The 22,404-nt window shown below is 28.7% G+C and carries 21 protein-coding genes and 2 pseudogenes; 11 read left to right on the top strand and 12 right to left on the bottom strand.

Annotated features, from left to right (window positions below; translation table 11 throughout):
• The first annotated feature begins 211 nt into the window (after positions 1-211).
• The 5 genes and pseudogenes from cas9 to GRQ01_RS04985 all read left to right on the top strand — a co-directional run bounded on the left by cas9 (position 212) and on the right by GRQ01_RS04985 (position 6,392).
• Positions 212-3,215, top strand: a pseudogene (gene cas9, locus GRQ01_RS05005) (type II CRISPR RNA-guided endonuclease Cas9).
• A pseudogene (gene cas1, locus GRQ01_RS05000) lies at positions 3,205-4,097 on the top strand (type II CRISPR-associated endonuclease Cas1). The pseudogenes cas9 and cas1 overlap by 11 nt, the downstream one beginning before the upstream one ends.
• A gap of 14 nt (positions 4,098-4,111) precedes the next feature.
• Positions 4,112-4,519: a CRISPR-associated endonuclease Cas2 gene (cas2, locus tag GRQ01_RS04995; RefSeq protein ID WP_227656238.1), complete on the top strand. Its 408-nt coding sequence runs from the start codon at positions 4,112-4,114 to the stop codon at positions 4,517-4,519.
• A 355-nt stretch (positions 4,520-4,874) separates the two neighbouring features.
• Complete coding sequence (gene cmoB, locus GRQ01_RS04990) at positions 4,875-5,750, top strand: tRNA 5-methoxyuridine(34)/uridine 5-oxyacetic acid(34) synthase CmoB (RefSeq protein ID WP_158334720.1); 876 nt, start codon at positions 4,875-4,877, stop codon at positions 5,748-5,750.
• A 69-nt stretch (positions 5,751-5,819) separates the two neighbouring features.
• Positions 5,820-6,392 carry a hypothetical protein gene (locus GRQ01_RS04985; protein WP_158334769.1) on the top strand — a complete coding sequence of 191 codons (573 nt, stop codon included), beginning with the start codon at positions 5,820-5,822 and terminating at the stop codon, positions 6,390-6,392.
• A 1-nt stretch (position 6,393) separates the two neighbouring features.
• Here GRQ01_RS04985 and GRQ01_RS04980 read toward each other — a convergent pair whose 3' ends face one another.
• Positions 6,394-6,567 carry a hypothetical protein gene (locus GRQ01_RS04980; protein ID WP_158334719.1) on the bottom strand — a complete coding sequence of 58 codons (174 nt, stop codon included), beginning with the start codon at positions 6,565-6,567 and terminating at the stop codon, positions 6,394-6,396.
• A 9-nt stretch (positions 6,568-6,576) separates the two neighbouring features.
• Positions 6,577-7,104 (bottom strand): thermonuclease family protein, encoded by a 528-nt coding sequence (locus GRQ01_RS04975; protein ID WP_158334718.1) that lies wholly within the window; start codon positions 7,102-7,104, stop codon positions 6,577-6,579.
• A 67-nt stretch (positions 7,105-7,171) separates the two neighbouring features.
• Here GRQ01_RS04975 and GRQ01_RS04970 point away from each other — a divergent pair, with 67 nt between their 5' ends.
• Positions 7,172-8,440 carry a M20/M25/M40 family metallo-hydrolase gene (locus GRQ01_RS04970; RefSeq protein ID WP_158334717.1) on the top strand — a complete coding sequence of 423 codons (1,269 nt, stop codon included), beginning with the start codon at positions 7,172-7,174 and terminating at the stop codon, positions 8,438-8,440.
• Here GRQ01_RS04970 and GRQ01_RS04965 read toward each other — a convergent pair.
• On the bottom strand, positions 8,423-9,670 hold the full coding sequence (locus GRQ01_RS04965; protein WP_158334716.1) for an MFS transporter: 1,248 nt from the start codon (positions 9,668-9,670) through the stop codon (positions 8,423-8,425). The genes GRQ01_RS04970 and GRQ01_RS04965 overlap by 18 nt on opposite strands.
• Before the next feature lie 32 nt (positions 9,671-9,702).
• On the bottom strand, positions 9,703-10,542 hold the full coding sequence (locus GRQ01_RS04960) for a cysteine ABC transporter substrate-binding protein (protein WP_158334715.1): 840 nt from the start codon (positions 10,540-10,542) through the stop codon (positions 9,703-9,705).
• A 182-nt stretch (positions 10,543-10,724) separates the two neighbouring features.
• Here GRQ01_RS04960 and GRQ01_RS04955 point away from each other — a divergent pair, with 182 nt between their 5' ends.
• Together GRQ01_RS04955 and GRQ01_RS04950 are read left to right on the top strand one after the other, a co-directional pair.
• Positions 10,725-11,816, top strand: coding sequence for a JlpA family lipoprotein adhesin (locus tag GRQ01_RS04955; RefSeq protein WP_158334714.1), 1,092 nt, complete (start codon positions 10,725-10,727; stop codon positions 11,814-11,816).
• Positions 11,817-11,919: 103 nt separating this feature from the next.
• Positions 11,920-12,660 carry a YaaA family protein gene (locus GRQ01_RS04950; RefSeq protein ID WP_158334713.1) on the top strand — a complete coding sequence of 247 codons (741 nt, stop codon included), beginning with the start codon at positions 11,920-11,922 and terminating at the stop codon, positions 12,658-12,660.
• Position 12,661: 1 nt separating this feature from the next.
• Here the strand turns inward: GRQ01_RS04950 and GRQ01_RS04945 are convergent, their stop codons facing one another.
• Complete coding sequence (locus tag GRQ01_RS04945; protein WP_158334712.1) at positions 12,662-13,813, bottom strand: M20 aminoacylase family protein; 1,152 nt, start codon at positions 13,811-13,813, stop codon at positions 12,662-12,664.
• Positions 13,814-14,046: 233 nt separating this feature from the next.
• Between GRQ01_RS04945 and GRQ01_RS04940 the strand changes: the two genes are divergently transcribed.
• Positions 14,047-14,253, top strand: a complete 207-nt coding sequence (locus GRQ01_RS04940; protein ID WP_158334711.1) for a hypothetical protein — start codon at positions 14,047-14,049, stop codon at positions 14,251-14,253.
• Between the two features lie 149 nt (positions 14,254-14,402).
• Here GRQ01_RS04940 and GRQ01_RS04935 read toward each other — a convergent pair whose 3' ends face one another.
• The 5 genes from GRQ01_RS04935 to hemB are packed head-to-tail and all read right to left on the bottom strand — an operon-like array spanning position 14,403 to position 19,407.
• Entirely contained in the window at positions 14,403-15,674 is a 1,272-nt protein-coding gene (locus GRQ01_RS04935) for a (Fe-S)-binding protein (protein ID WP_158334710.1), read from the bottom strand.
• Positions 15,675-15,676: 2 nt separating this feature from the next.
• Complete coding sequence (gene hemN, locus GRQ01_RS04930; RefSeq protein ID WP_158334709.1) at positions 15,677-17,032, bottom strand: oxygen-independent coproporphyrinogen III oxidase; 1,356 nt, start codon at positions 17,030-17,032, stop codon at positions 15,677-15,679.
• Positions 17,019-17,510 (bottom strand): DUF2603 domain-containing protein, encoded by a 492-nt coding sequence (locus GRQ01_RS04925; protein ID WP_158334708.1) that lies wholly within the window; start codon positions 17,508-17,510, stop codon positions 17,019-17,021. Before GRQ01_RS04925 ends, hemN begins: the two co-directional genes overlap by 14 nt.
• On the bottom strand, positions 17,507-18,427 hold the full coding sequence (gene argF / locus GRQ01_RS04920) for an ornithine carbamoyltransferase (RefSeq protein ID WP_158334707.1): 921 nt from the start codon (positions 18,425-18,427) through the stop codon (positions 17,507-17,509). Before argF ends, GRQ01_RS04925 begins: the two co-directional genes overlap by 4 nt.
• A 2-nt stretch (positions 18,428-18,429) precedes the next feature.
• On the bottom strand, positions 18,430-19,407 hold the full coding sequence (gene hemB / locus GRQ01_RS04915) for a porphobilinogen synthase (RefSeq protein ID WP_158334706.1): 978 nt from the start codon (positions 19,405-19,407) through the stop codon (positions 18,430-18,432).
• A gap of 55 nt (positions 19,408-19,462) precedes the next feature.
• On the opposite strand from hemB, the gene ribA reads away from it, so the two are divergent.
• Both ribA and rsmG read left to right on the top strand, forming a co-directional pair.
• A complete protein-coding gene (gene ribA / locus GRQ01_RS04910) occupies positions 19,463-20,026 on the top strand; it encodes a GTP cyclohydrolase II (protein WP_158334705.1) in 564 nt (187 codons plus the stop codon).
• Positions 20,023-20,589, top strand: coding sequence for a 16S rRNA (guanine(527)-N(7))-methyltransferase RsmG (rsmG, locus tag GRQ01_RS04905; protein WP_158334704.1), 567 nt, complete (start codon positions 20,023-20,025; stop codon positions 20,587-20,589). Before ribA ends, rsmG begins: the two co-directional genes overlap by 4 nt.
• A 15-nt stretch (positions 20,590-20,604) precedes the next feature.
• Here rsmG and GRQ01_RS04900 read toward each other — a convergent pair whose 3' ends face one another.
• Both GRQ01_RS04900 and GRQ01_RS04895 read right to left on the bottom strand, forming a co-directional pair.
• A complete protein-coding gene (locus GRQ01_RS04900) occupies positions 20,605-21,177 on the bottom strand; it encodes a hypothetical protein (protein ID WP_158334703.1) in 573 nt (190 codons plus the stop codon).
• Between the two features lie 81 nt (positions 21,178-21,258).
• Complete coding sequence (locus tag GRQ01_RS04895; protein WP_158334702.1) at positions 21,259-22,356, bottom strand: YeiH family protein; 1,098 nt, start codon at positions 22,354-22,356, stop codon at positions 21,259-21,261.
• Positions 22,357-22,404: the final 48 nt, after the last annotated feature.

Below are 22,404 nucleotides of genomic sequence, written 5' to 3'. Positions count from 1 at the left end.
GTCTTTAACTCCGCTTTTTAAAATTATAAAAAACAAAATTAAATATATAAAGCTTTTTTAAATATCATACTTGTATAAAAACTATAAAAATATATTAATAACTAAAGTATTTTTTAAAAAAAGATTTTTAATTATTTTGAATTTTTAGTCTTTTTTTTACATTAGATTTTGTAAACTTCGTTATAAAATAATAATTTTTTTAAGGAACAATATGAAAATTCTAAGTTTTGACATAGGGATTAATTCTATAGGATGGGCTTTCGTTGAAAATGAGGAATTAAAAGATTGTGGTGTAAGAATATTTCATGGGACTGAAGATCCAAAAGATAAAAAATCTTTAGCCCTACCCAGACGCAATGCAAGAAGCGTTAGAAGGCGTCTTAGAAGAAGAAAAGCAAGATTAAATTGGTATAAAACATATGCTTGCTAAAGAATTAAAATTAAATTATAAAGATTATATCGCAGATGAAGGAGAATTACCTAAGGCTTATGAAGGAAAATTAATCAGTCCTTATGAGTTAAGATATAAGGCATTAAGCCAAAAGCTAGAAGCTAAAGATCTAGCAAGAGTAATCTTACATATAGCAAAACATCGTGGCTATATGAAAAAAAATCAAAAAAACTCCAATGATAGTGATAAAGGCAAAGTTTTAGATGCATTAAGAAAAAATGACTCAAAACTAAAAGAATATCAAAGCGTTGGAGAATACTTATATATAAACTTTTTTGAAAAATACCGAGAAGGCACCAAAAAATTTCAAAAATGTACGCAATCGAGAAATAAAAGATAAAAAAGATAAAAAACAGAAAAATTATGAACATTGTTTTTCAGCAAGTGATTTAGAAAAAGAATTAAAGCTAATTTTAGAAAAACAAAGAGAATTAGGACATAACTATAATGATGATTTTATAAAACAAATCATAGAACTGGCGTTTTTCCAAAGACCTTTAAAAGATTTTTCGCACTTAGTAGGGACTTGTACTTTTTTCGAAGATGAAAAACGAGCTTGTAAAAATTCTTATAGTGCTATTGAATTTGTAACTTTAACTAAGGTTATTAATGAGCTAAAAAGCCTAGAAAAAGAAAGCGGAGAACCCTCATATCCTCTCAAATCATCAAAAAAAATTATAGACCATATTCTTGATAAAGGAAGTATTAGCTATAAAAAATCAAGAGAATATATCAATTTAGATCCAAGTATTGGTTTTAAAAGCCTTAAAGGCGATAAAAAAATCCAGAAAATATAGAATTAATTAACTTCAAAAAATTAAAGGATTTTAAAAAGCTTTAAACCAACACAATCTTAACAGACAAGAACTTGATGAAATAGCTACACATATTACTTTAATAAAAGATGATGATAAATTAAAAATCGCTTTAAAAAATTATAATCTAGAAGATGAGCAAATAGATGCTTTATTAGGCATTGATTTTAATGATCATATAAATCTTAGCTTTAAAGCACTTAATTTAATCTTACCTTTGATGAGAGAAGGAAAAAGATATGATGAAGCTTGTGAAATTTGCAATTTAAAAATAAAATCAAGTTCTCAAAAATATGATTTTCTTCCTGCTTTTTGTGATGCCATATTTGCACAAGAACTTAGCAATCCTGTTGCAAATAGAGCCATAAGTCAGTTAGAAAAGTTTTAAATGCCTTACTTAAAAAATATGGCAAAGTGCATAAAATCCACTTAGAATTAGCAAGAGATATAGCTCTTAGCAAAAAAATGAAAACAAAGATAGAAAATGAACAAGATCAAAACAAGAAAAAAACGATAATGCCTTAAAACTTTGTGAAGATATAGGCATTAAAGCAAGTAAAAGAAATATTTTAAAAATAAAACTCTGGCAAGAACAAAATGAAATTTGTATCTATAGTGGTAAGAAAATAACCTTAGATGATTTAAAAGATGATAATGCTTTAGAAATAGATCACATTTATCCTTATTCAAGAAGCTTTGATGATTCTTTTTCAAATAAGGTTTTAGTCTTCACTAAAGAAAATCAAGAAAAAGGCAATCGAACTCCTTTTGAGGCCTTTGGGCACGATGAGAAAAAATGGAGTACTATTAAAAACCTAGCCCAAAGTCTTAACTATAAAAAGAAAATGAAAATTTTAGATGAAAATTTTAAAAACAAGCAAGGGCAAGATTTCATCAGCAGAGACTTAAACGATACAAGATATATTGCTACTCTAGTAAGTAATTTCACAAAAGACTATTTAGACTTCTTGCCTTTAAGTAAAGATGAAGATACTAGCTTAAAAAGCACAGAAAAAAGGAAGTAGAGTTCACGTACAAACACTCAATGGAATGCTTACTGCAGTTTTAAGACACACATGGGGTTTTAGCGAAAAGGATAGGAGCAATCATCTCCATCATGCAATAGATGCAATTATAATTGCCTATAGTACCCACTCTATTATAAAAGCTTTTTCAGATTTTAAAAAAGAACAAGAGCTTTTAAAAGCAAAATCTTATGAGCAAAAACTTAAATACCAAACTAAATTTTTTGAACCTTTTGAAGGATTTAGAGAAAAAGTTTTAAACAAAATCGATACCATTTTTGTCTCACAGCCTCCTAAAAAAGAGCAAGAGGTGCTTTACATGAGTAAACATTTTGTTCTAAAGATGAAATGATTGAAAGATATGGTTCAGAAGAAAGTTTTAATATAGCATTACAATGCCGCAAAATAAGAAAAATCGGCACAAAATATGTTGATAATGATACTATGGTAAGACTTGATATTTTTAAAAAACAAAATAAATTTTATGCCATACCTATTTATACCATGGACATTGCTCTAGGCAAGCTTCCTGATAAATTAGTAACTTCTAGTACAAATAAAGAATGGATTCAACTAGATGAAAGCTATGAATTTTGTTTTTCTTTGCATAATAATGATTTAGTTTTAATACAAAAAAAGGTATGGAAGAACCTGAATTTGCATATTATAGTACTTTTAATATCAGCAATGCTAGTATTTGTCTTAAAAAACACGATAATAAATTAGAAAATCTCACAGAAAATCAAAAAAAAATTATTATTTAAGGCAACCAAAAATAATGTTGAAGCACAAGGGGTAGGAATTCAAACTTTAAAAGTATTTGATAAATACCTTATAACACCCCTTGGAGATAAAATTAAAATAAAAGAAAAACAAAAAAGACAAGATATTTGCCTAAAAACAAGTAAAAAACATGGCTTATGATGAAGCATTTAAAAGCATATTAATATCAAAGCAAGCAAAATTAAGCCTTGAACTCAATCATCTTGTTATCAAACAAGATGATAAAGAGGCTAAATTTTTTCTAAAAGATATTAACTTCATCATTTTAGAATCTTTACAAGCAAGCATCACATCTAACCTACTTAGCACTTTGACCAAATATAAAATCATACTTTTAACTTGCGATGAAGCTCATAATATCAATAGAATTTTCTCTCCCTTTTTAGGGCATTTTATCAGTGCAAAAATAGATAAAAAACAAATCACAGTAAGCTTACAAAGAAAAGCAATTTTATGGCAAAAATCATCAAAAATAAAATTTCAAATCAGGCTTATATTTTGAAAATCACCAATCATATCAAAGCAAGCAAAGAACTTTCAAATATGACTAAAAATGTCAATTTAAATGACTCTACAAATTTAGAAGCAAGAGCTGCTGCCTTGTATTTTAAAACTTTATTTGGCAAAGATTTTACAAGAAATGAAATATGCTTTATCAACTCTGCTTTAAATTATGGCTATGCTATTATAAGATCACTTATAGTTAGATCAGTATGTATAAGCGGGCTTTTGCCATGGCAGGGCATAAAATATGATAATATCTATAATGATTTTAATCTTTGTGATGATTTAATAGAAAGTTTTAGACCTCTAATTGATTTATGTGTATTTAAGCTAAAGGACACAAAAGAAAGTGAGTTTTTAGATAAAGAAACAAAACAAAAATTAATTGGCATTTTACAAGAAGAAATCATCATTAACAATAAAGCTTATCCTTTAAATAGGGCTATTAATTTTTATGTGCAAAATTTTAAAAATACCTTATTAGAAAATGATGAGCTTATAATGGTAAATTTTATATGATAGAAGATAAGTTTATGAGAATTTTATTAATGTTTGATATGCCTACTAAAACCAAACAAGAGCAAAAAAATACAAATAAATTCAGAACTTCATTAATAAAACTTGGATTTTTCATGATGCAATTTAGCGTGTATATGAAAATTTGCAAAGGAATAGCTTCAACCAAAACAACGATTAAATCTGTAGAAAAAATTCTACCACCTTATGGCAATATAAGGGTTTTAACCATAACAGAAAAACAATTTGACAATATGCAAATCCTCTTAGGTGGAGTTTCTTTCGATGAAAAAATGAATGATGAGAAAAATTTAGTTCTTTTTGAATATGATGAAAAAAGTCAAGAGTTTAAATACCATAATCAAACAATAAAAAAAGAAAAACAAAAAACTAAGCTTAAACAAGCTAGTTTATTTGAATTTTGATGGTTTTAAAGGTATTGTAAACCCGCATAGCTAACCAAAAACCATTTATTTTAGTGCTCTTTGTTAAAAAATATAACACATTTTTCATGTGAAAACATAAAACAATGTTTAAGTCTCTTTATGATAAAATATTATCATACTATAAAAAACTTAATAAAAAATAAGCAAAACAATAAAAGCTTATAGAGCTTATTTTACCATAAATATTACAAAGATTTTAAAAATTTAATAAATCAATATGAAATTATAAATCAAATTGCTATAGCCATATAGCAAAGTCATAATTTTAGTCTTTTATATCTTTAGTTTTGATGCTATAATTTCAAATATAAAAAGCAAATTTTTAAGGAATATAATGCAAACCAATTCCCTTCAAAAGCAATTAATCAACCATCCTTTATATTCTAAGATACAAAAATTAAAAGAATATAAGCTTTCTTGTAAATTAACTTTAGAAAATAGCATCAATTTATCCACAAACTCTCAAGCTAAAGAAGAAATTTTAGCCCTAGCACAAGCATTAAAACCTTGGAGAAAAGGACCTTTTAAAATAGATGAACTTTTTATTGATGCAGAATGGCAAAGCTTTATCAAATTTAATATTCTTAAACCTTTTATGCAAGAACTTTCTCAAAAATGCGTTGCAGATATTGGCTGTAATAATGGCTATTATATGTTTAAAATGCTAGAATTTAATCCTAAAAAACTTATAGGTTTTGATCCTTCTATAAAATACAGCTTGCAATTTGAATTCATCAATGCTCTAGCTAAAACTCCTATAAAATACGAACTTTTAGGAGTGGAAGCTTTGCCAAATTATAATTTAAAATTTGATGTGATTTTTTGCCTTGGGGTTATCTATCATAGAAGCGATCCTGTAAAAATGCTAAAAGATTTAAAAGCAGGACTTAACAAAAACGGAAGCGTTTTTTTAGACACTATGTATATAGAAGATGAAAGAGAAATTGCCCTTGTGCCTAATAAGACTTATTCTAAAATCCCAAATATTTATTTTGTACCTAGTATTAGTGCTTTGAAAAACTGGTGCGAAAAAGCAGGGTTTAAAAAATTTGAAGTTTTAGCAAAAAAAGTAACTGATGAAAAAGAACAAAGAAAAACAGAATGGATAGATTCTTTTTCTTTAGAAAATTTCTTAGACCCAAAAAACAAAAACCTCACCCTAGAAGGTTATGAAGCACCAAAAAGAGTTTATGTACGCATCAAAATATAAATTTTTTCTTTTTAATACCGATATACTTTGATATATTTTAAGGCAATGAGTATAATTAAAGGTTTAAATATGGCAAAAAAAGACAATTTCGAAGAATACACCCAGCTTGAAGAATATGCATCCATAGAAGACATATCGCGAGTCAAAACAGAACTACTCACTTGCCCTGAATTAAACAGCTCTCTTGCAGGGACTATTATAGAAATTAATAAAAACTATGCCAAATCAATTTTAATAACCACAAATGAAATGGTTGTAGATGATCAAGGATTGATTTTTGACGCTTTTATCTTTGCTGCAGCAAATTATGTAGCACAAGCTTCTGTTAACAAAGAATTTTCAGTCGTTCTTGGAACAAAATGCTTTTTTTACGCGCCATTAAAATTAGGAGATGTTTTAGAACTTGAAGCTAGTGCACTCTTTGATGAAACTTCTAAAAAAAGAGATGTTAAAGTAATAGGACATGTTAAAGAAATCAAAATGTTTGAAGGAACTATACAAATAGTAAGCACAGATGAACATATCTTTAAACTCAAACGTCCCCCACTTCAAACTGCCAAACCTAAAGAAAACCCTACTTCAAAAATAAACAATCCCGAAGCTGTAGCATCTGCTTTAGTAAGCTCGCTAAATGGAAAATAACTCAAGGAGTCATTTTAATATCTATCCAATTTTTCGGACAATCCTTATGATAAACCCCACTTGCATCATAATACTCTTTACAATCATCATAATAGCGATTAGAAATTCCTCTTTCATTCACAAAACATCCAGAAATTCCAAGAATTGATAATAGTATTAAAACGTATTTTTTCATATTTTCCTTTCAGAATTTATTCTGTTTACGCCACTTATAAGGCTCTATAGGATTACTTTCTTTCCAAAGACCTAAACGGTTTTTTCTAGCATATTCTTGCTCTTTGATATAAACTTCATTATAATAAATATCTGCCCAAGCATATCCTTTGCTCACTAAAAATCTATTCACATCAAGATCGTTTAATTTAACAATAGCTACGATTCTACCATAAACATCCTTATTCTTATAAATTACTTGCACTTGCTTGCCTTTTAATATCTTGCTCAAAGCTTCTTTAGATTGAGGACCAAAGCTTTGCTTAAGTTCAGGCGCATCTATACCAAAAAACCTCACCCTAGTAATTTTATCCCCATAAGAAAGCTCTATAGTATCTCCATCAATTACCCTAATAACCTTTCCTTCAAAGCTTGAATTTTGTGCAATAAAGTTTTGGACAAAAGCAATAACAAGGACAAAAATTAAAAGTGAGAAAAATTTCTTAGGATCACTTAATAATCTTCTTAAATTAAACAGTTTTTTATTATTTAATCTCATTTTTCAATCATCTTAGCTTTAAATTTTAAAAAATATGCCATAATTTTAGCAAAATAAAGGAGATAAAATGGAAAATATAATAGAAAATTTTAAACAATTATGTCAAATACCACATTGTAGCTATGAAACAAAACAAATGAAAGAATTTTTAAGCTCTTATGCTAAAGATCAAGGCTTTAAAGTAACTATAGATAAAGCAGGAAATATCCACGCTATTAAAGGAAAACCTAAAATTTGTCTACAAAGCCATTATGACATGGTTTGTATGGGAGATGCACCTAAACTAGCAGTGTATGAAGAAAATGGATTTTTAAAAGCTAAAAACTCAAGTCTTGGTGCAGATAATGGTATAGGAGTAGCTATTATGATGGGTGCTATGAAAGAATTTAACAATTTAGAATGCCTTTTTACTAATGATGAAGAAGTAGGACTCCTAGGCGTAAATGCACTTGAACACACACTAAAATCTCAAATGCTTTTAAATTTAGATCATGAAAGTGATGATGAAGTGATGATAGGTTGTGCAGGTGGGGTTGATATCCATGCAAGCTTAAATTTTAGCACCATTAAAAAAAGGGGTAAAATTTATGAACTTAAAGCACAAAATTTCTTAGGAGGACATTCAGGTATAGACATACTAGAAAATCAAAAAAATTCTATTAAAGAAATGGCTAGATTTATAAAAGAAAATGATGGGGAAATTCTTTTTTTTGAAGGCGGAGAAAGAATAAATTCTATACCAAAACACGCCATGGCCTTAGTGTATTTTAAAAATGAAGTTAAATCCAATCAATGGATAAAATGTTGCCTAAAAGAAGAAGGTGAATTTGAACTTTGTGATCAAAGTAAAAAGCTTTTAGACACTATCAATGCTTTCTCGCATGGGGTGCGTGCGTATGATGCTAATTTAGGCATAGTTCAAACTAGCATCAATCTAGCCACATTAAGAATGCATGATAAACAAATCCAATTTACTCTTTTTGCAAGATCTAATGTACTTGATGGTTTAAAACAAATCGAATTTGAAACTTTAGAATTTTTTAAAGCCTTTGGTTATAAAGCAAAAAGTTTGAATTTTTACGATCCTTGGGAAGGTAAAGCTAATGCTCTTAGTGATAAAGTCTTAAAAGCTCTTCAAAAAGTCTCACCTCAAGCTAAAATTTCAGCCATTCACGCAGGATTAGAATGTGGCATCATAGAAAAAAAGCAAAAACTCCTATGCGCTTCTATAGGTCCAAATATACACAATCCTCACTCGACTCAAGAACGCTGCGAAATCGCTTCTGTAGAAAAAATATCTAAAGTTGTTTTTGAAGTTTTAAAAGATAATGCATGATTTTTCTACTTTGCTTCTTGCAAAAATACGTTTTAATAAAAACACACAAAGTAAGGAGCAAAATCCCACTATAAAAAAATAAACGCCTAAATATTCTTTATAAAAAGCATTTACTATAAAAGGGGTTAAAAAACCTAAAATAGCATAAGAAATATTATAAGCAAAACTAAGCCCACTAAATCTAAACTCGCTTTTAAAAATTTGCGTCATAAATACAGGTGCAAAAGTAATAATACCCTGTGCAAAGCAAGCAAATAAAAAATAAAATAAAAAATTTTCATCATAAAAACTAAAAAGCACACTAAAAACTATAAAAACCATACTAAAAAAAGAACAAATTTTATAACTTCCCCATTTACTAGCTAATATTCCTTGAAACAAAGATCCAAAAATCACGGCTAAAATGGCAAAATTTTGTATCCACAAAGCAGAGTTTTTATTGATTACTAAAAGATCTTCAAAGTATTTTGGTAAAATCATTAAAGTCGCCACACCACTTGTTAAAACCAAGGTCATTAAAAAACATATAAACATCTTTGTTTTATGCGTTTTTAAAGCTTGAAGTAAGGGAAAGGCTAAGATTTTTTTTTCATTTTGCATTTTTATAAATTCTGGAGTTTCGCTTAATTTATTCCTTAAAAACAATGCTAAAATCCCAAAAAATCCTCCTATAATAAAAGGAATCCTCCAAGCATAGCTTTGAACTTCTTGTGGGTTAAAATAAGTCCTCACCCCTAAAGCCGCAAGATTACCTAATAACAAACCTATAGTTAAAGTCGCTGAAATAAAGCCAAGAACCAATGGAATTTGCCGCCCTTTTACAAATTCACTAACATAAATCCAAGCTCCGCTAACCTCGCTTCCTACTGCTAAGCCTTGCAAAATACGGATAAAAAATAAAATCAAAGTAGCAAAAATACCTATATTTTCATAGCTTGGCAAAAAAGCCAAAGCAAAACTTGGTAAAACCATTAAAAGCATAGATATATAAAAAATATTTTTACGCCCGTATCTGTCTGCAAAATGCCCCATTAAAACAGCTCCAAAAGGACGTGCTAAATAAGCAGCACCAAAAGCTATATAAACATTTATTTGGGTCCAAAAAATATCATTTGGCGGGAAAAACACCCTAGCAAAAATATCCAAAAAAAAGGCAAAAAGTACAAAATCATAAAATTCTAAAATCCCACCTAAAGAAGCGTAAATAATATTTTTGTATTTTTCTTGCATATTTTATCCTAAAAAAGGGCTTTTAACCCTTTTTAATTTTTCTTATTTTCAACAACCACATCATCAGCTTTCACATCATCTCCAAAATGAGATCTTAAAGTCTCATCATAAGCTTTATTAAAAAACTTCTCTTGATCCAAATTAAGAATTAAAGCATTAATAAATTCTTCAAGCTCTTTATCGCCTTTTTTTACAGCAGGTGCGATAAAGTCTTGATTGCCTAATTCTTTAATGACTATTTTAAAATCAGGATGATCTTTCACCCAAGCAAAAAGCAAGGTATTATCATGGCTTAAAGCATCCCCTCTACCATCTATTAAAGCGGCAAAAGTTTCAGTATTTTGATCATATTTTAAAGTTTTTATATCAGGATAATTTTGCGTAAAATATGCATCAGCTGTTGTTCCTTTATTTAATAATAAAGTTTTATCTTGTAAATCCTGTATACTAGTAATATTACTATCCTTTGGCACGACTACACCTAAAGCGACCTTCATATAAGGCAAACAAAAATCTACTTGCTCAGCTCTTTGAGGAGTTTTAGTAAAATTAGCCAAAATAATATCTACTTTATTTGATTTTAAAAACTCTACTCTATTAGCCGCTTCAACAAGGACAAATTGGACTTTATTTTCATCCCCTAAAAGCTCTTTTGCTATGCGCTTAGCTAAATACACATCATAGCCTTGATTTAGACCTTTTTCATCTACATAACCAAAAGGTGGCTTATCTCCAAATACTCCAATTCTAATCACACCTCTTTGTTTAATCGCATCAAGGGAATTTAAAGTTTGAGAATTAGAATTTCCCCCGCAAGCAACCAAAACTAACATGACAAAGGCTGGCAAAACACTAAGAAGTATTTTTTTCATTTTATTCCTTTATTTGAAATTGCAAGAACAATTATACTTAAAATTATCAACAATACTTTTAATCTTAAGATAAAAGATTTTGCTTATATAAAAAATATCATCAACTTATACATTCTTTTAATATTATGTCAACTTTAAATAAAACTTGATATAATACTTGCTTAAGATTTAGGAGATAAAAAATGAAAAAAAATATTTTCATAGCCATAACATTAGCTATTTTATTATCAGCATGTAAAAATTCCATAGACCAAACTACAGTTAATAAATATCAAAATCAATTAAATCAAACACTAGCCCAAGATACTTTAAGCCTTTTTGAAAATTCTGACATTAAAATCGATTTATCAGATTTTTCATGTAAGGCAAACAAAGCTTTCATTGAGTGTCTTAGTCCAGATTTTAAAACATCGATAAAAGATAGTCATGGCAATTATCAAGAATTATTCAAGGCAAAAAATATCCTTTTACAATCTAATGAAATCTACAAAAAACAAGCAAAAGAAAATACAAACATTAAACAATACTATGAACATCTTTTAAAAGAAGAAAAAATCCTACAAACAAATTGGTTTATTCAAAATTTCCAACTTGGAAAAGAAATAATCCATGATATCAATGCAAGTTTAGCTCAAGAAGATCCAAAAATCAATGCTTTTATAGAAAAATTAAATTCAGACTCTTATACCCTATCCTTTGGACATTTTTTAAGCAAAAAAGACAATGATTATTCAAATAGCTTTCTTATAAAGCTTGATGGTGCAAAATTAAATCTTAGTATAAGTTTTGATATCACAATGAAAGAAGATTTGCTTAATTATTTTGACACTCAAGGCATAAAATTAAATACTACTAATTTAACCAATGATTTTTTTACAACAAATAAAAACTTAATTTTTAATAACGAAACTAAAAAATATATTGTTTTAAATAATTTTAAAATCAATTCTACTCTTCAAACAGAAGGTGTATTTACAGAGATCTTAAACAAAGTTAAAGAAAACTTACAAACTCTAAAAATCCAAAGTCAAAATGAAGAACAAGCTCTTATTTTCAATAAAACTTTAAATGTTTTAAAAAGCATGACTCAAAACAATCAATATCAATTTGACCTTGATTTGAAATTTAAAAACACAGCCCTTAATGAATATGGTATAGAAATGATCAATAATATAGAAAAACTAAATATCAATGATCAAGACCTAACAGAAGTTTTAAAAATTCTCTTTCCATTTTTAATGCTTTCTATGTTAATGGATGCTCCATCGTTTTAATTTTTACTGCAAAAAGCTTAAAAATTTAAATAATTATAGTTTTATAAGCCTAAATTTATAAGCTTTTAGCTATCTTTTTTAACAAATATTAAAAAGGATAAATTTGAATATACTTTTTTCTCCTAGTGAAAGTAAAAACGAAATTTGCGATCAAAAAGCTATTAATAAAAACTCTTTTATATTTAAAGAATTGTTTGATTTTAGAATGCAAGCTTTAGAAAAATATGAAGAAATCATTAAAAACTCCGAGTTAAAAGATTTACAAGAACTTTTTGGCATTAAAGATGAAAAAGAAATTCTAAAATTCAAGCAGGATTTAAAAGCCGCTCCTACGCAAAAAGCTATCACACTCTACAATGGCGTAAGCTATGAATACTTAAATTTCAAAAACCTAAATGAAAAAAGTCAAAATTATATCTTAGAAAATACTCTTATCTTTTCTAATCTTTTTGGAGTGGTAAAAGCTAGCGATACTTTGCCTTTTTATAAATACAAACAAGGTGCTAAACTTGGAAATTTTGCTATAGAAAAATTTTATAAAGAACATTTTAGCAAAGCTTTAGATCTATATTTAAAAGATCAAGAACTGTTAGATTTAAGGGCTGAGTTTTACAATAAATTTTATACTCCAAAACAAAAATTTAGTACTTATAAATTTATAAAAAATGGTAAAATAATAAGCCATTTTGCCAAAGCTTATAGGGGAATTTTACTTGCTACTAGTGCCAAAATTCAAGCAAAAAGCAATAAAGATCTTCTAGAAAATCTCCCTTCAAACCTAAAACTTCAAGAAATTCAAATCAAAGGTTTAAAAGAAGAAATCATACTTGAAATTCTAACTTAATTTACCGAAGATATTTTAAAACCAAATTTGCATAATAACTTGCTGCTCTGGCTAAAAGTTCGTCATTAAAAACATAATTACAATCATGTAAATAAATATCATTTTCATTCTCTAAAAATGCATAAGCACATTTTCTTTTTTCACAAAAGAAGCCAAAATCTTCACTTGCCATTAAAGGACTGTGATTAAATTCACAATTTTCTTCACCAAAAATTTCTTTTGCAACCTCGCATGCAAACTCTACAGCATGTTCATCATTCATAGTTAAAGGCGCTACAGGGTTTTTGTTGATTTGGATGAGTATATCATTAGCTTGGGCTATACCTTGACAAATTTTTCCAATTTTTTCTTCACTTAATCTTCTGCTTTCTTCATCTAATGCTCTAACACTCATTTTAATCTCTACCTTATCAGGAATAACATTAAAAGCATATCCTGCATTAAAAGCACCTATGCTTACAACAGCTGAGCTTTGAGGATTGATATTACGAGAAACTATGCTTTGCAAAGCCACCACAAGTAAAGAAGCCGCATATATAGGATCTTTTGTTTTTTGCGGAGCGCTTCCATGTCCACCTTTACCAATAATTTCAATACTATAATTATCCGAAGATGCCATCATAACACCTTTTTTAATATAAAACTTTTTCTTCTTGCCAAAAGGCATATTATGCCACCCAAAAATATAATCACTATCAAATTTTTCAAACAAACCCTCTTCTATCATAGCTTTAGCCCCACCCAATCCCTCTTCAGCAGGCTGAAAATAAAGATTTAATGTGCCATTAAATTCTTGATTTGCTAAAAATTTTGCAGCAAGCAAAAGAGAAGCTGTATGACCATCATGACCACAAGCATGCATGATATTTGCTTTTTTGCTTTTATAAACTAAATCAGTGTCTTCTTGCAAGGGTAAAGCATCCATATCTGCACGAAGCCCTATTTTTTTACCACCATTTCCTTTTCTTAAAACCCCAACAACTCCTGTTTTTCCTATTTTTTCATAGACTTCATAGCCCAATTCTTTAAGTTTTTGTGCTACTAATCTTGCAGTATGAAACTCATCAAAACCAAGTTCAGGATTCTCATGAATTTGATGTCGGATTTTTTTAAATTCATCTTGTAAATCTAGTATTTCTGGAATTAAATTCATTATATTTTTCTCCTTAATATTAAATAAAACTAACAATACTATATAGTATAATAAAAACTTCAAAAACAAGATCTTTTTGCGTCAATCATTTGCATTTCTTTGTTACCTTTTGGAATTTTAAAAAGCACAAATACAGCAAAAAACTTAAAATATAAAATGTAAAAATCCATAAAAAGATTTTTGAAGCATTTAAATGGTACTATAAAAAATCAGTTTTAATATAAAGGAAAAATATGGAATTTTTATTATTTATTTTTTTGATTATTATTTTTTTATTTGTAGTGTTTATTATCGTCATGCGCTATGAGAAAAAGATTAAACTTCTTAATCAAAACATACACAATATAAAAGAAGATATAATCGAACTTAAAGAAACCACTCAAAAAAACCGCTCTTTAATTGAAAAAAACCGTTCTAATCTAGAAAACATAATAAAATAAATCATCCAATTCACAGCATTTTCATTGTAAAAACGAAAATGTTTTAAAAATTTTCATTTTTGCAATCTGCTTTTAAAGTAAAAAATAAAGCACTTTAGTCTTTTTAAAACCTTTTATAGCTATGATTTTAAAAATCTTTAATCATATTATCATAAAGCCTTTGCTATCAATTCTAAAGGACTTTGAAAGACAACCTTACTTGAACTTTGCTCCAAAGCATTAGCAATTTGCATCCTACACGCAGAACATTCTGCACTAACCACACAAGCATTGCTCTCATCTATCATTTTAGCTTTTTTCATTCCTACACTTAAAGCCTTTTGATAATAATCTATTTGCATGCTAATCCCGCCAAAACCACAACAAGCATTAGAATTACTCATTTCAACAAAATGATAATTTGTCTTTAAAAACTCTCTAGGCTCTTTAAAAACTCCTTGCATTTTTCTTGCATGACAAGGATCATGATAAGTAACGCTATAATTAAATTTATTTTTAGTTTTTAAAATTTCTTCTAAAGAAGTGAATTTATAAAAATACTCACTCGCCATATAAATCTTACAGGCAATATTTTTCACACGTTTTGCCCACTCTGGCTTATTTCTCATTATAAAAAAATGCTCATAGTCTATTTTCAACATCGCCGAACAAGTAGCTTCAGGAACTATAATAGCATCTAATTTTTCCAACTTTTTTTCAAAATACTCTATATTTTTCTTAGCTAAAACTTCAACGCTTTTAAAATCTCCAGTGAAAAATTGTGGGGCAGCACAACATTTTTGCTCGTTCATTAAATCCACATTAATTTTCAATTCTTTAGCAATTTTAAGCACAGAATTTGCTGTATCTATATAAAAATAATTTGCCAAACAACCCACAAAAAAACCTATAGTTTTTTCTCCATTATTATCAATAAAATGAGGATTAGAATTTAAAAAACTCTTTTTATGAAAACTTGTAAGCAATCTACCTTTTTTAATAAAAGGCATAGAAAACCTTGCTTTCATTCCTGAATTTTTACCTGTATTTAAATCTTGGATTTTAAAAGCACAGCTTTGAAACACATAGCCTAATTTTGCTAGCAAATCCAAAAATTTGCGTTTTCTTAAAAAGAAAAAAATCAATTTTTTGTACCAAGCAAGGCCAAATTTTTTAGCAATATCATAACGCACTTCTTCTATAGCACTATCTACTCTTAGCTTGCTAGGACATACTTCAACACAATTAGTACATAAAAAACACGATTCAAATACTTTTTTAGCCTCTTTATCAAGCTCTAAATTCCCATCCTTATAAGCACTTAAAAGATCTAAAAAACCCCTAGGACTTGTACTCTCATCAGGATTAATATCATGTATAGTACAAACAGGTATGCATTTACCACACTTTACACAAGCATCGCTAATTTGACTAAAATTCATCTTCACACCGTTTTTGAAAAAACTTTTTTATCTTCACTAATATTTTTCATATAAGCATCAAAACACATAGCGATATTACGTATAAGCAAAACCCCCGTTTCATTAACCTTGATAAAATTTTCATCTAAATCAAGCAAATCTTTATATTCTTCTAAAGCCTTAAGTTCTTCTTTGAAATATTCTTTAAAATTAATAGAAAAATCCTTTTCTATTAATTTAATATCCAATTTAAAATTAGCCATTAATTGCATAATGACTGTTTTTCTTATTACATCATCTTTGCTTAATCTCACTCCCTTTTCAAAAGGCAAGATATTTTTATCAATTGCAGCTTCATAACTTAGCATATCTTTAAAATTTTGTGCATAATGCCTTTCTCCTTCTCCTATGCTAGTAAGCCCTATACCAACTAAATCCGCACCTCCTTTAGTAGTATAGCCTTGAAAATTTCTATGCAAAGTGCCATTTTCTAAAGCCTTAAAAAGATCATCATCTTTTTTAGCAAAATGATCCATACCTATCATTTCATAGCCATTTTGACCTAAAAATTTCTCACAAAATTCTAAAATTTCAAGCTTCATATCAGGACTTGGCAAAGTATTTTCATCAAATTTTCTCATATTTTTTTTCAGCCAAGGCACATGCGCGTAATTAAAAATCGCTAAACGATCAGGATTTAAAAGTCTTACTTTTTCTAAAGTTTTAGCAAAACTTTGCAAACTTTGAAAAGGCAAGCCATAAATCAAATCAACATTTACAGATTTTATTCCTTTATTTCTAACAAGATTTAAAGCATTTTGAGTCAATTCAAAAGACTGGATACGATGGATTTCTTTTTGCACTCTTTCATCGAAATCTTGCACACCAAAACTTATACGGTTAAAACCATGTTGTACTAAAACTTCAGCTTGTTCTTCATTTAAAAAACGCGGATCAACCTCACAACTGATTTCAGCATCATGAGAAAAATTTGAAAATATGGATTTGATTTTAACAATCAAATTATCAAGCTGTTTAGCGCTAAAAAAAGTCGGAGTTCCTCCCCCAAAGTGCATTTGAACAAGCTCACGCTTAGGATTTAAAATAGAACTTAAAATATCAAGCTCTTTAAAAAGATAATTTAAATATCTTTCTTTGCTTTCTTCTTTTGCAGTATAAATCACATTGCATCCACAAAAATAACAAGCACTCCTACAAAAAGGCAAATGAAAATATAAGGATAGTTCTCGTTTTTGCTTTTTTAAAATTTCAATATATTCTTCGTATTTAAAACTTGTATTAAACTCCACCGCTGTAGGATAAGAAGTATAACGCGGCCCTACTTTAGAGTATTTAATAAAAGCTTTATAATCTCTCATTTTGATTTACCCTTTCTATCATTGCTTGCATATCTACAAATAAATTAGGATGTTCTTGTTTTATTTTCAAAATCAATTTTTCAAGATCAATACTCACTTCCATAGTACCATTTTGTGCCTTTTGCTTGATTTCATCCATCGCAACGGTCCAAACATCATTAAAATCCACAGGAATTTGCTGATAAATCGCCTTTTCCAAACGCAATTCAAAATTTTCTTTTTGACTTTGTTTTAAATTTTCAAGCATATTTTTAAGACTTTGCAAAGAAAGCAAAGTATGAATTTCATTATTATCATCTATAACAAACCAAGGCTCTGGAGACTCAAAACTACCATTTTTAAGAACTAAACATTTTTCATTTTCATTCTCACTTTTTTTCATTTCAAAAATAGTTCTGTTTTCTTTTTTTATCCCTAAATTTTGACTAAACTCATCGATACGTTTTAAGCAAGTATTATATTTTTCTAGTTCTTTCATTTTTTTCCTTTCTCATAATCCAAAAAGCAAAGCAAAGCCTTTGCTATATAAAGACGGTTTTTTGCTTCCTCAAAAATCACTTCAGCATGTTCTTCAAAAATCTCTTCACTTAGCTCATAACCCCTATAAGCTGGCAAACAATGAAGCAAAATCGCATCCTTATTAGCCGCATCCATAGCCTTTTTATCAACTATAAAACCATCAAAATCTTTTATCTTTTGTTGTTTTTTATCCTCTTCACCCATAGAAACCCAAGTATCTGTAATCACCACATCTTTGCCTCTTAAAACTTCAAATTTATCATAGCTTAAAGATATTTTTGCTCCTGAAATTTTAGCCTGTTTTGCGACAAATTGTTCTACTTGAGGATTGATTTCATAGTTTTTAGGTATGGCTACACCAAGCTCATAACCTAAAATTGCAGCACTTATAAGCCAAGAATTACACATATTATTACTATCGCCTATAAAAGCTATTTTTGCAATTGAATTTTGTATTTTATTATATTCTTTAATAGTTAGCAAATCGCCTAAAACTTGGGTTGGATGATAAAGATCACTTAAAGCATTTATCACAGGGACTTTAGAATATTTTGCAAATTCAAGTAAGGTTTCATGTTTATTTACCCTAAGCATAACAAAATCTACCATAGATCCTATCACTCTAGCAGTATCTTTTATAGGTTCTGCACGGCTTAATTGTAAATCATTTGCATTTAAAAACAAAGCCTTGCCGCCTAATTGCGTAATACCAAGTTCAAAAGCCAATCTTGTCCTAGTTGAATTTTTTTCAAAAATCATTGCTAAAGTTTTATCTTTTAAAAGCTTTTGAGGATGTTTTTTAAGTCTACAGGCATGTTCTATAAGATCTAAAATTTCTTTTTTAGAAAAATCTTTTAAAGTTAAAAAATGCTTCATTTTTAGCCTTTTAACATCTTAGCTATTTCTTTTGCATGATAGGTAATAATAAGCTTTGCCCCCGCTCTTTTAAAAGCTATCATAGTTTCAAAAAGCACTTTTTCATAATCAATCACTCCTGCTTTTTGTGCAGCTTTTAACATAGCATATTCTCCACTTACATTATAAACACACAAAGGCACATTAGAATAAAAAGAAATTTCTTTTACCACATCAAGATAAGCTAAAGCAGGTTTTACCATCAAAATATCCGCACCTTCAATCATATCCTCTAAGCTTTCTTCTAAGGCTTCTTTGCCATTTGCAAAATCCATTTGATAAGTTTTTCTATCGCCATAACTTGGACTTGATTGTGCCACATCCCTAAAAGGACCATAATAACTTGAAGCAAATTTAGTCGAATAACTCATTATAGGTAAATTTTCATAATCATTCTTGTCTAAAACCTCACGCAAAACCTGCACAATACCATCCATCATACCACTAGGAGCTATCATATCTACCCCAGCTCTAGCATGCACTAAGGCTTGTTGCGATGAAATTTCTAAAGTCGCATCATTATCTACACTTTTAGTTTTTATATCAATAATCCCACAATGCCCATGATCAGTATACTCACAAAAACAAAGATCACTAATAACAAAAAGTTGAGGGAAGTGCTTTTTAATCTCTCTTATACTTCTTGCAATAAGCCCCTCATCGTCTAAAGCATCACTCCCACAGCTATCTTTTCTATCCTCTTGAAGCACGCCAAAAAGTAAAATAGCTTTAATGCCTAAATCTATTATATTCTCACATTCTTTTAAAATCTCATCTAAACTCATTTGAAAAACATCAGGCATAGAAGCAATTTCTTTTTTTATGCCTTTTCCATCAACTACAAAAAGCGGATAAATAAGATCATTTATGCTTAAAGAATTTTCTTTTACCATAGCTCTTAAGTTGTTATTAAGTCTTAATCTTCTAAATCTTTTAAACATTTTTTATCCTTTTTAGATACAATCTTAACATAAATTTGATTATAGAGAGTAGTAAATGAAAATAAAAATTTCAGAAATTGCGAATTTGCCTAGCAAATGGGGAAATTTCCAAATGCAAAGTTTCAAAGAAAACGAAAAAGAACATTTGTGTATATTTAAAAACCTTCCTAAAAACCCACTCAATCTAAGAATACACTCAGAATGTCTTACAGGAGATGCTTTAGGAAGCCTAAAATGTGATTGTGGAGAACAATTAGAATTTTCTTTAAAATACATAGAAGAAAAAGGAGGGATGGTGATTTATCTCAGACAAGAAGGACGCGGAATAGGACTTTTTAATAAAATCAACGCTTATGCCTTGCAAGATAAAGGTTTTGATACGATAAAAGCCAATCATCAACTTGGTTTTAAAGCCGATGAAAGAAGCTATGAAATAGTAGATTTTATACTCAAACATTATGGGATTTCTAAAGTAAATTTATTAACAAACAATCCTGAAAAAATAAATTCCATTAAAGAAAAAATCATTGCACGTGTTCCCATCCTCATAGAGCCTAATCGCTTTAATGCAGAATATTTAAATATAAAGCAAATCCAAATGGGACATTTAAGTAAATGAATTTTCAAAATTATGGTTTTTTACAAAAATATGATTTAAAAGCTTTTGAAGAAAAAATCCGCATTTACAAAGATATATTAAAAAAATTTAACCGCATTCACAACCTCACACAATTAAAAAATATCGATGAAAATATATTAGATAGCGTTAAAATTTTAGATTTTTATGATTTTTCTCAAGCAAAAAACATCGTAGATATAGGAAGTGGTGCGGGTTTTCCCGCAGTATTTTTAGCCTTTTTGCTAAAAAATGATTTTCATCTTTTTGAACCTAATGCCAAAAAAGCTGCTTTTTTAAGAAGTATAAAAATAGAATGCAAACTTGATCATTTAAATATCTATAAAGAAAAAATTCAAGATTATAAAGATCTGCTTCAAGCAGACATTATCACTTCAAGGGCCTTAATGGATATTAAACCTTTGCTTGAAATTTGCAAAAAAATACACTATAAAAATACAGTTTTTATTCTATGGAAAGGCAGCAAAATTCACAAAGAACTTCAAGATATAAAAAACTATAAAATTTTTGAAAATAATTTAAGAAAATATTGTATTTTAAAGTAGCCATAAGGCTACTTTTTATTCTACTACATCCGCATCAAAACTAATATCTACTAAAGGCCAAGAAATTCCACCATGTCCTGGAGCAGCATCGCTTAATGCTTGCAAGGCTTTAGAACTGTTTTTAAAAGCATGCAAATCCAACTGACCTTTGGCTTTAAATTTATCATCTTTTAACTCATAGACTAAAGGTATGATAATACTTTTTTTATCCATAGTGATTTTTGCCGAAATCACTCCTTTGTTCTGACCTGCAACAACATCTTCAAACATTACTTTAATCTGTGTATCACCTAATAAATTAGGAAAAAACACCTTAGTAATATTATTTGTTATAGTGTCATTGCCTTCACCCATGAAAGCTTCACTTGGTTTGATAGTGGCTTTAGCACCCTTAAGATAACTTGGTAAATCTTTAGTGTTTTTAGGAAATTTATATTCTACATTCTTAAACTCACCTTCTACCCCTACCATGCTTTCTGTTTTATAACCTTCAAAAGATATTTTTAAGCTATCTTCTTTAAAGGATACAGCGCTTAAAGCTGAAACTAATAAACAAGAACTTAAAATGCTTGTAAAAATCATTTTCATTACTATTTCCTTAATAAAATAATTAAAAATTTTAAAATAAGATGAATTATATCTTAAATTTAATTAACAAAAATTATTTTTTTACCAAAGTATATCTTTAAATACCAGGGTTAAAAAATAACCACCAAAAATCAAAACAAGTCCTAAAACAAAAGCCAAACCAAACACTCTAGAACCACTTTTTAAAAACTTTTTAAAATCAATTTGCAAACCTAAAGCAGCCATAGCAAAAACAATACACACAGTACAAAAAGTTCTGCCTAAGCAAATAATATCACTTGTAGCTAGACCTAAAATACTTTCTTTGCTTGCTAAATAAGTGTTTAAAACTATCATAGCTAAAAAAGCAAAAGCAAAATAAGGTATAGTAATATTTTTAGCAGTTTTTCCAGTACCTACATGTTGATTTTTCGCAAATAAATAAGTAATAATAAGCAAAAATGGAACAAGCAAAATCACTCTCATCATTTTCACAATCACTGCAATATTAGAAGCACCTTGCTCAAAACCTGCCATATCTTTTGCCATTTCAGCTGCACCCGCAACATTAGCTACTTCATGCAAGGTCGCACCCATAAAAACACCCATAGCATTTTGATCAAAAAAAGGAAATAAATCTAAAGAAAAAGCAATAGGATATAAAAACATAAATACAAGTCCAAAAATCACCACAGTACCAACAGCCAAAATACCCTTAAAAGGATCACTTTTTAAACTAGCTTCTAAAGCCAACACTGCAGCAGCACCGCAAATAGCACTACCAGCACCCACAAGCATTGAAGTTTCTTTGTCTAATTTAAATAATTTTACTCCCACGAATAAAGCTATAATAAATACAAAAAAGATGACTATAGCAGAGAGTAAAAACCCTTTTAAACCTACACTTAAAAGTTCTGTTAAAGTGATATTAAAACCATATAAAACAATCCCTAATCTTAAAAGTTTTTTAGCACTAAAATGCACTCCTGCTTGAAAATAATGCTGATATTTAAAAAACCAAGGCGAAAGCAAAACTCCTATAATAATAGCAAAAGCAGTGGCTGCTAAATGAGTAGTATCTTTAATGCTTTGCAAACTTGAAAGATACATGGCAAAAAATGCTATGCAAGCTGTAAAAAACAAACCTTTAAAATTCGAACGCACCATAGCAAACATATGTTTTAAAAAACTTGTTTTCATAATTTTTCCTTTTTAAATTTTTGTGTTATTATATTTTGTTTATTAAAA

Origin of the sequence: Campylobacter bilis (genome assembly GCF_016806695.1) — a bacterium.
Classification (GTDB): domain Bacteria; phylum Campylobacterota; class Campylobacteria; order Campylobacterales; family Campylobacteraceae; genus Campylobacter_D; species Campylobacter_D bilis.
The sequence above is the reverse complement of the archived record's forward strand: the minus strand, read 5'-3'. Positions and strand labels throughout refer to the sequence as shown.

Bases quoted from the DNA above. Each gene is read 5' to 3' on its own strand.
- cas2 (WP_227656238.1), top strand. From the start codon at position 4,112: ATGAGAATTTTATTAATGTTTGATATGCCTACTAAAACCAAACAAGAG.
- cmoB (WP_158334720.1), top strand. From the start codon at position 4,875: ATGCAAACCAATTCCCTTCAAAAGCAATTAATCAACCATCCTTTATAT.
- GRQ01_RS04985 (WP_158334769.1), top strand. From the start codon at position 5,820: ATGGCAAAAAAAGACAATTTCGAAGAATACACCCAGCTTGAAGAATAT.
- GRQ01_RS04980 (WP_158334719.1), bottom strand. From the start codon at position 6,567: ATGAAAAAATACGTTTTAATACTATTATCAATTCTTGGAATTTCTGGA.
- GRQ01_RS04975 (WP_158334718.1), bottom strand. From the start codon at position 7,104: ATGAGATTAAATAATAAAAAACTGTTTAATTTAAGAAGATTATTAAGT.
- GRQ01_RS04970 (WP_158334717.1), top strand. From the start codon at position 7,172: ATGGAAAATATAATAGAAAATTTTAAACAATTATGTCAAATACCACAT.
- GRQ01_RS04965 (WP_158334716.1), bottom strand. From the start codon at position 9,670: ATGCAAGAAAAATACAAAAATATTATTTACGCTTCTTTAGGTGGGATT.
- GRQ01_RS04960 (WP_158334715.1), bottom strand. From the start codon at position 10,542: ATGAAAAAAATACTTCTTAGTGTTTTGCCAGCCTTTGTCATGTTAGTT.
- GRQ01_RS04955 (WP_158334714.1), top strand. From the start codon at position 10,725: ATGAAAAAAAATATTTTCATAGCCATAACATTAGCTATTTTATTATCA.
- GRQ01_RS04945 (WP_158334712.1), bottom strand. From the start codon at position 13,813: ATGAATTTAATTCCAGAAATACTAGATTTACAAGATGAATTTAAAAAA.
- GRQ01_RS04940 (WP_158334711.1), top strand. From the start codon at position 14,047: ATGGAATTTTTATTATTTATTTTTTTGATTATTATTTTTTTATTTGTA.
- GRQ01_RS04935 (WP_158334710.1), bottom strand. From the start codon at position 15,674: ATGAATTTTAGTCAAATTAGCGATGCTTGTGTAAAGTGTGGTAAATGC.
- hemN (WP_158334709.1), bottom strand. From the start codon at position 17,032: ATGAGAGATTATAAAGCTTTTATTAAATACTCTAAAGTAGGGCCGCGT.
- GRQ01_RS04925 (WP_158334708.1), bottom strand. From the start codon at position 17,510: ATGAAAGAACTAGAAAAATATAATACTTGCTTAAAACGTATCGATGAG.
- argF (WP_158334707.1), bottom strand. From the start codon at position 18,427: ATGAAGCATTTTTTAACTTTAAAAGATTTTTCTAAAAAAGAAATTTTA.
- hemB (WP_158334706.1), bottom strand. From the start codon at position 19,407: ATGTTTAAAAGATTTAGAAGATTAAGACTTAATAACAACTTAAGAGCT.
- ribA (WP_158334705.1), top strand. From the start codon at position 19,463: ATGAAAATAAAAATTTCAGAAATTGCGAATTTGCCTAGCAAATGGGGA.
- rsmG (WP_158334704.1), top strand. From the start codon at position 20,023: ATGAATTTTCAAAATTATGGTTTTTTACAAAAATATGATTTAAAAGCT.
- GRQ01_RS04900 (WP_158334703.1), bottom strand. From the start codon at position 21,177: ATGAAAATGATTTTTACAAGCATTTTAAGTTCTTGTTTATTAGTTTCA.
- GRQ01_RS04895 (WP_158334702.1), bottom strand. From the start codon at position 22,356: ATGAAAACAAGTTTTTTAAAACATATGTTTGCTATGGTGCGTTCGAAT.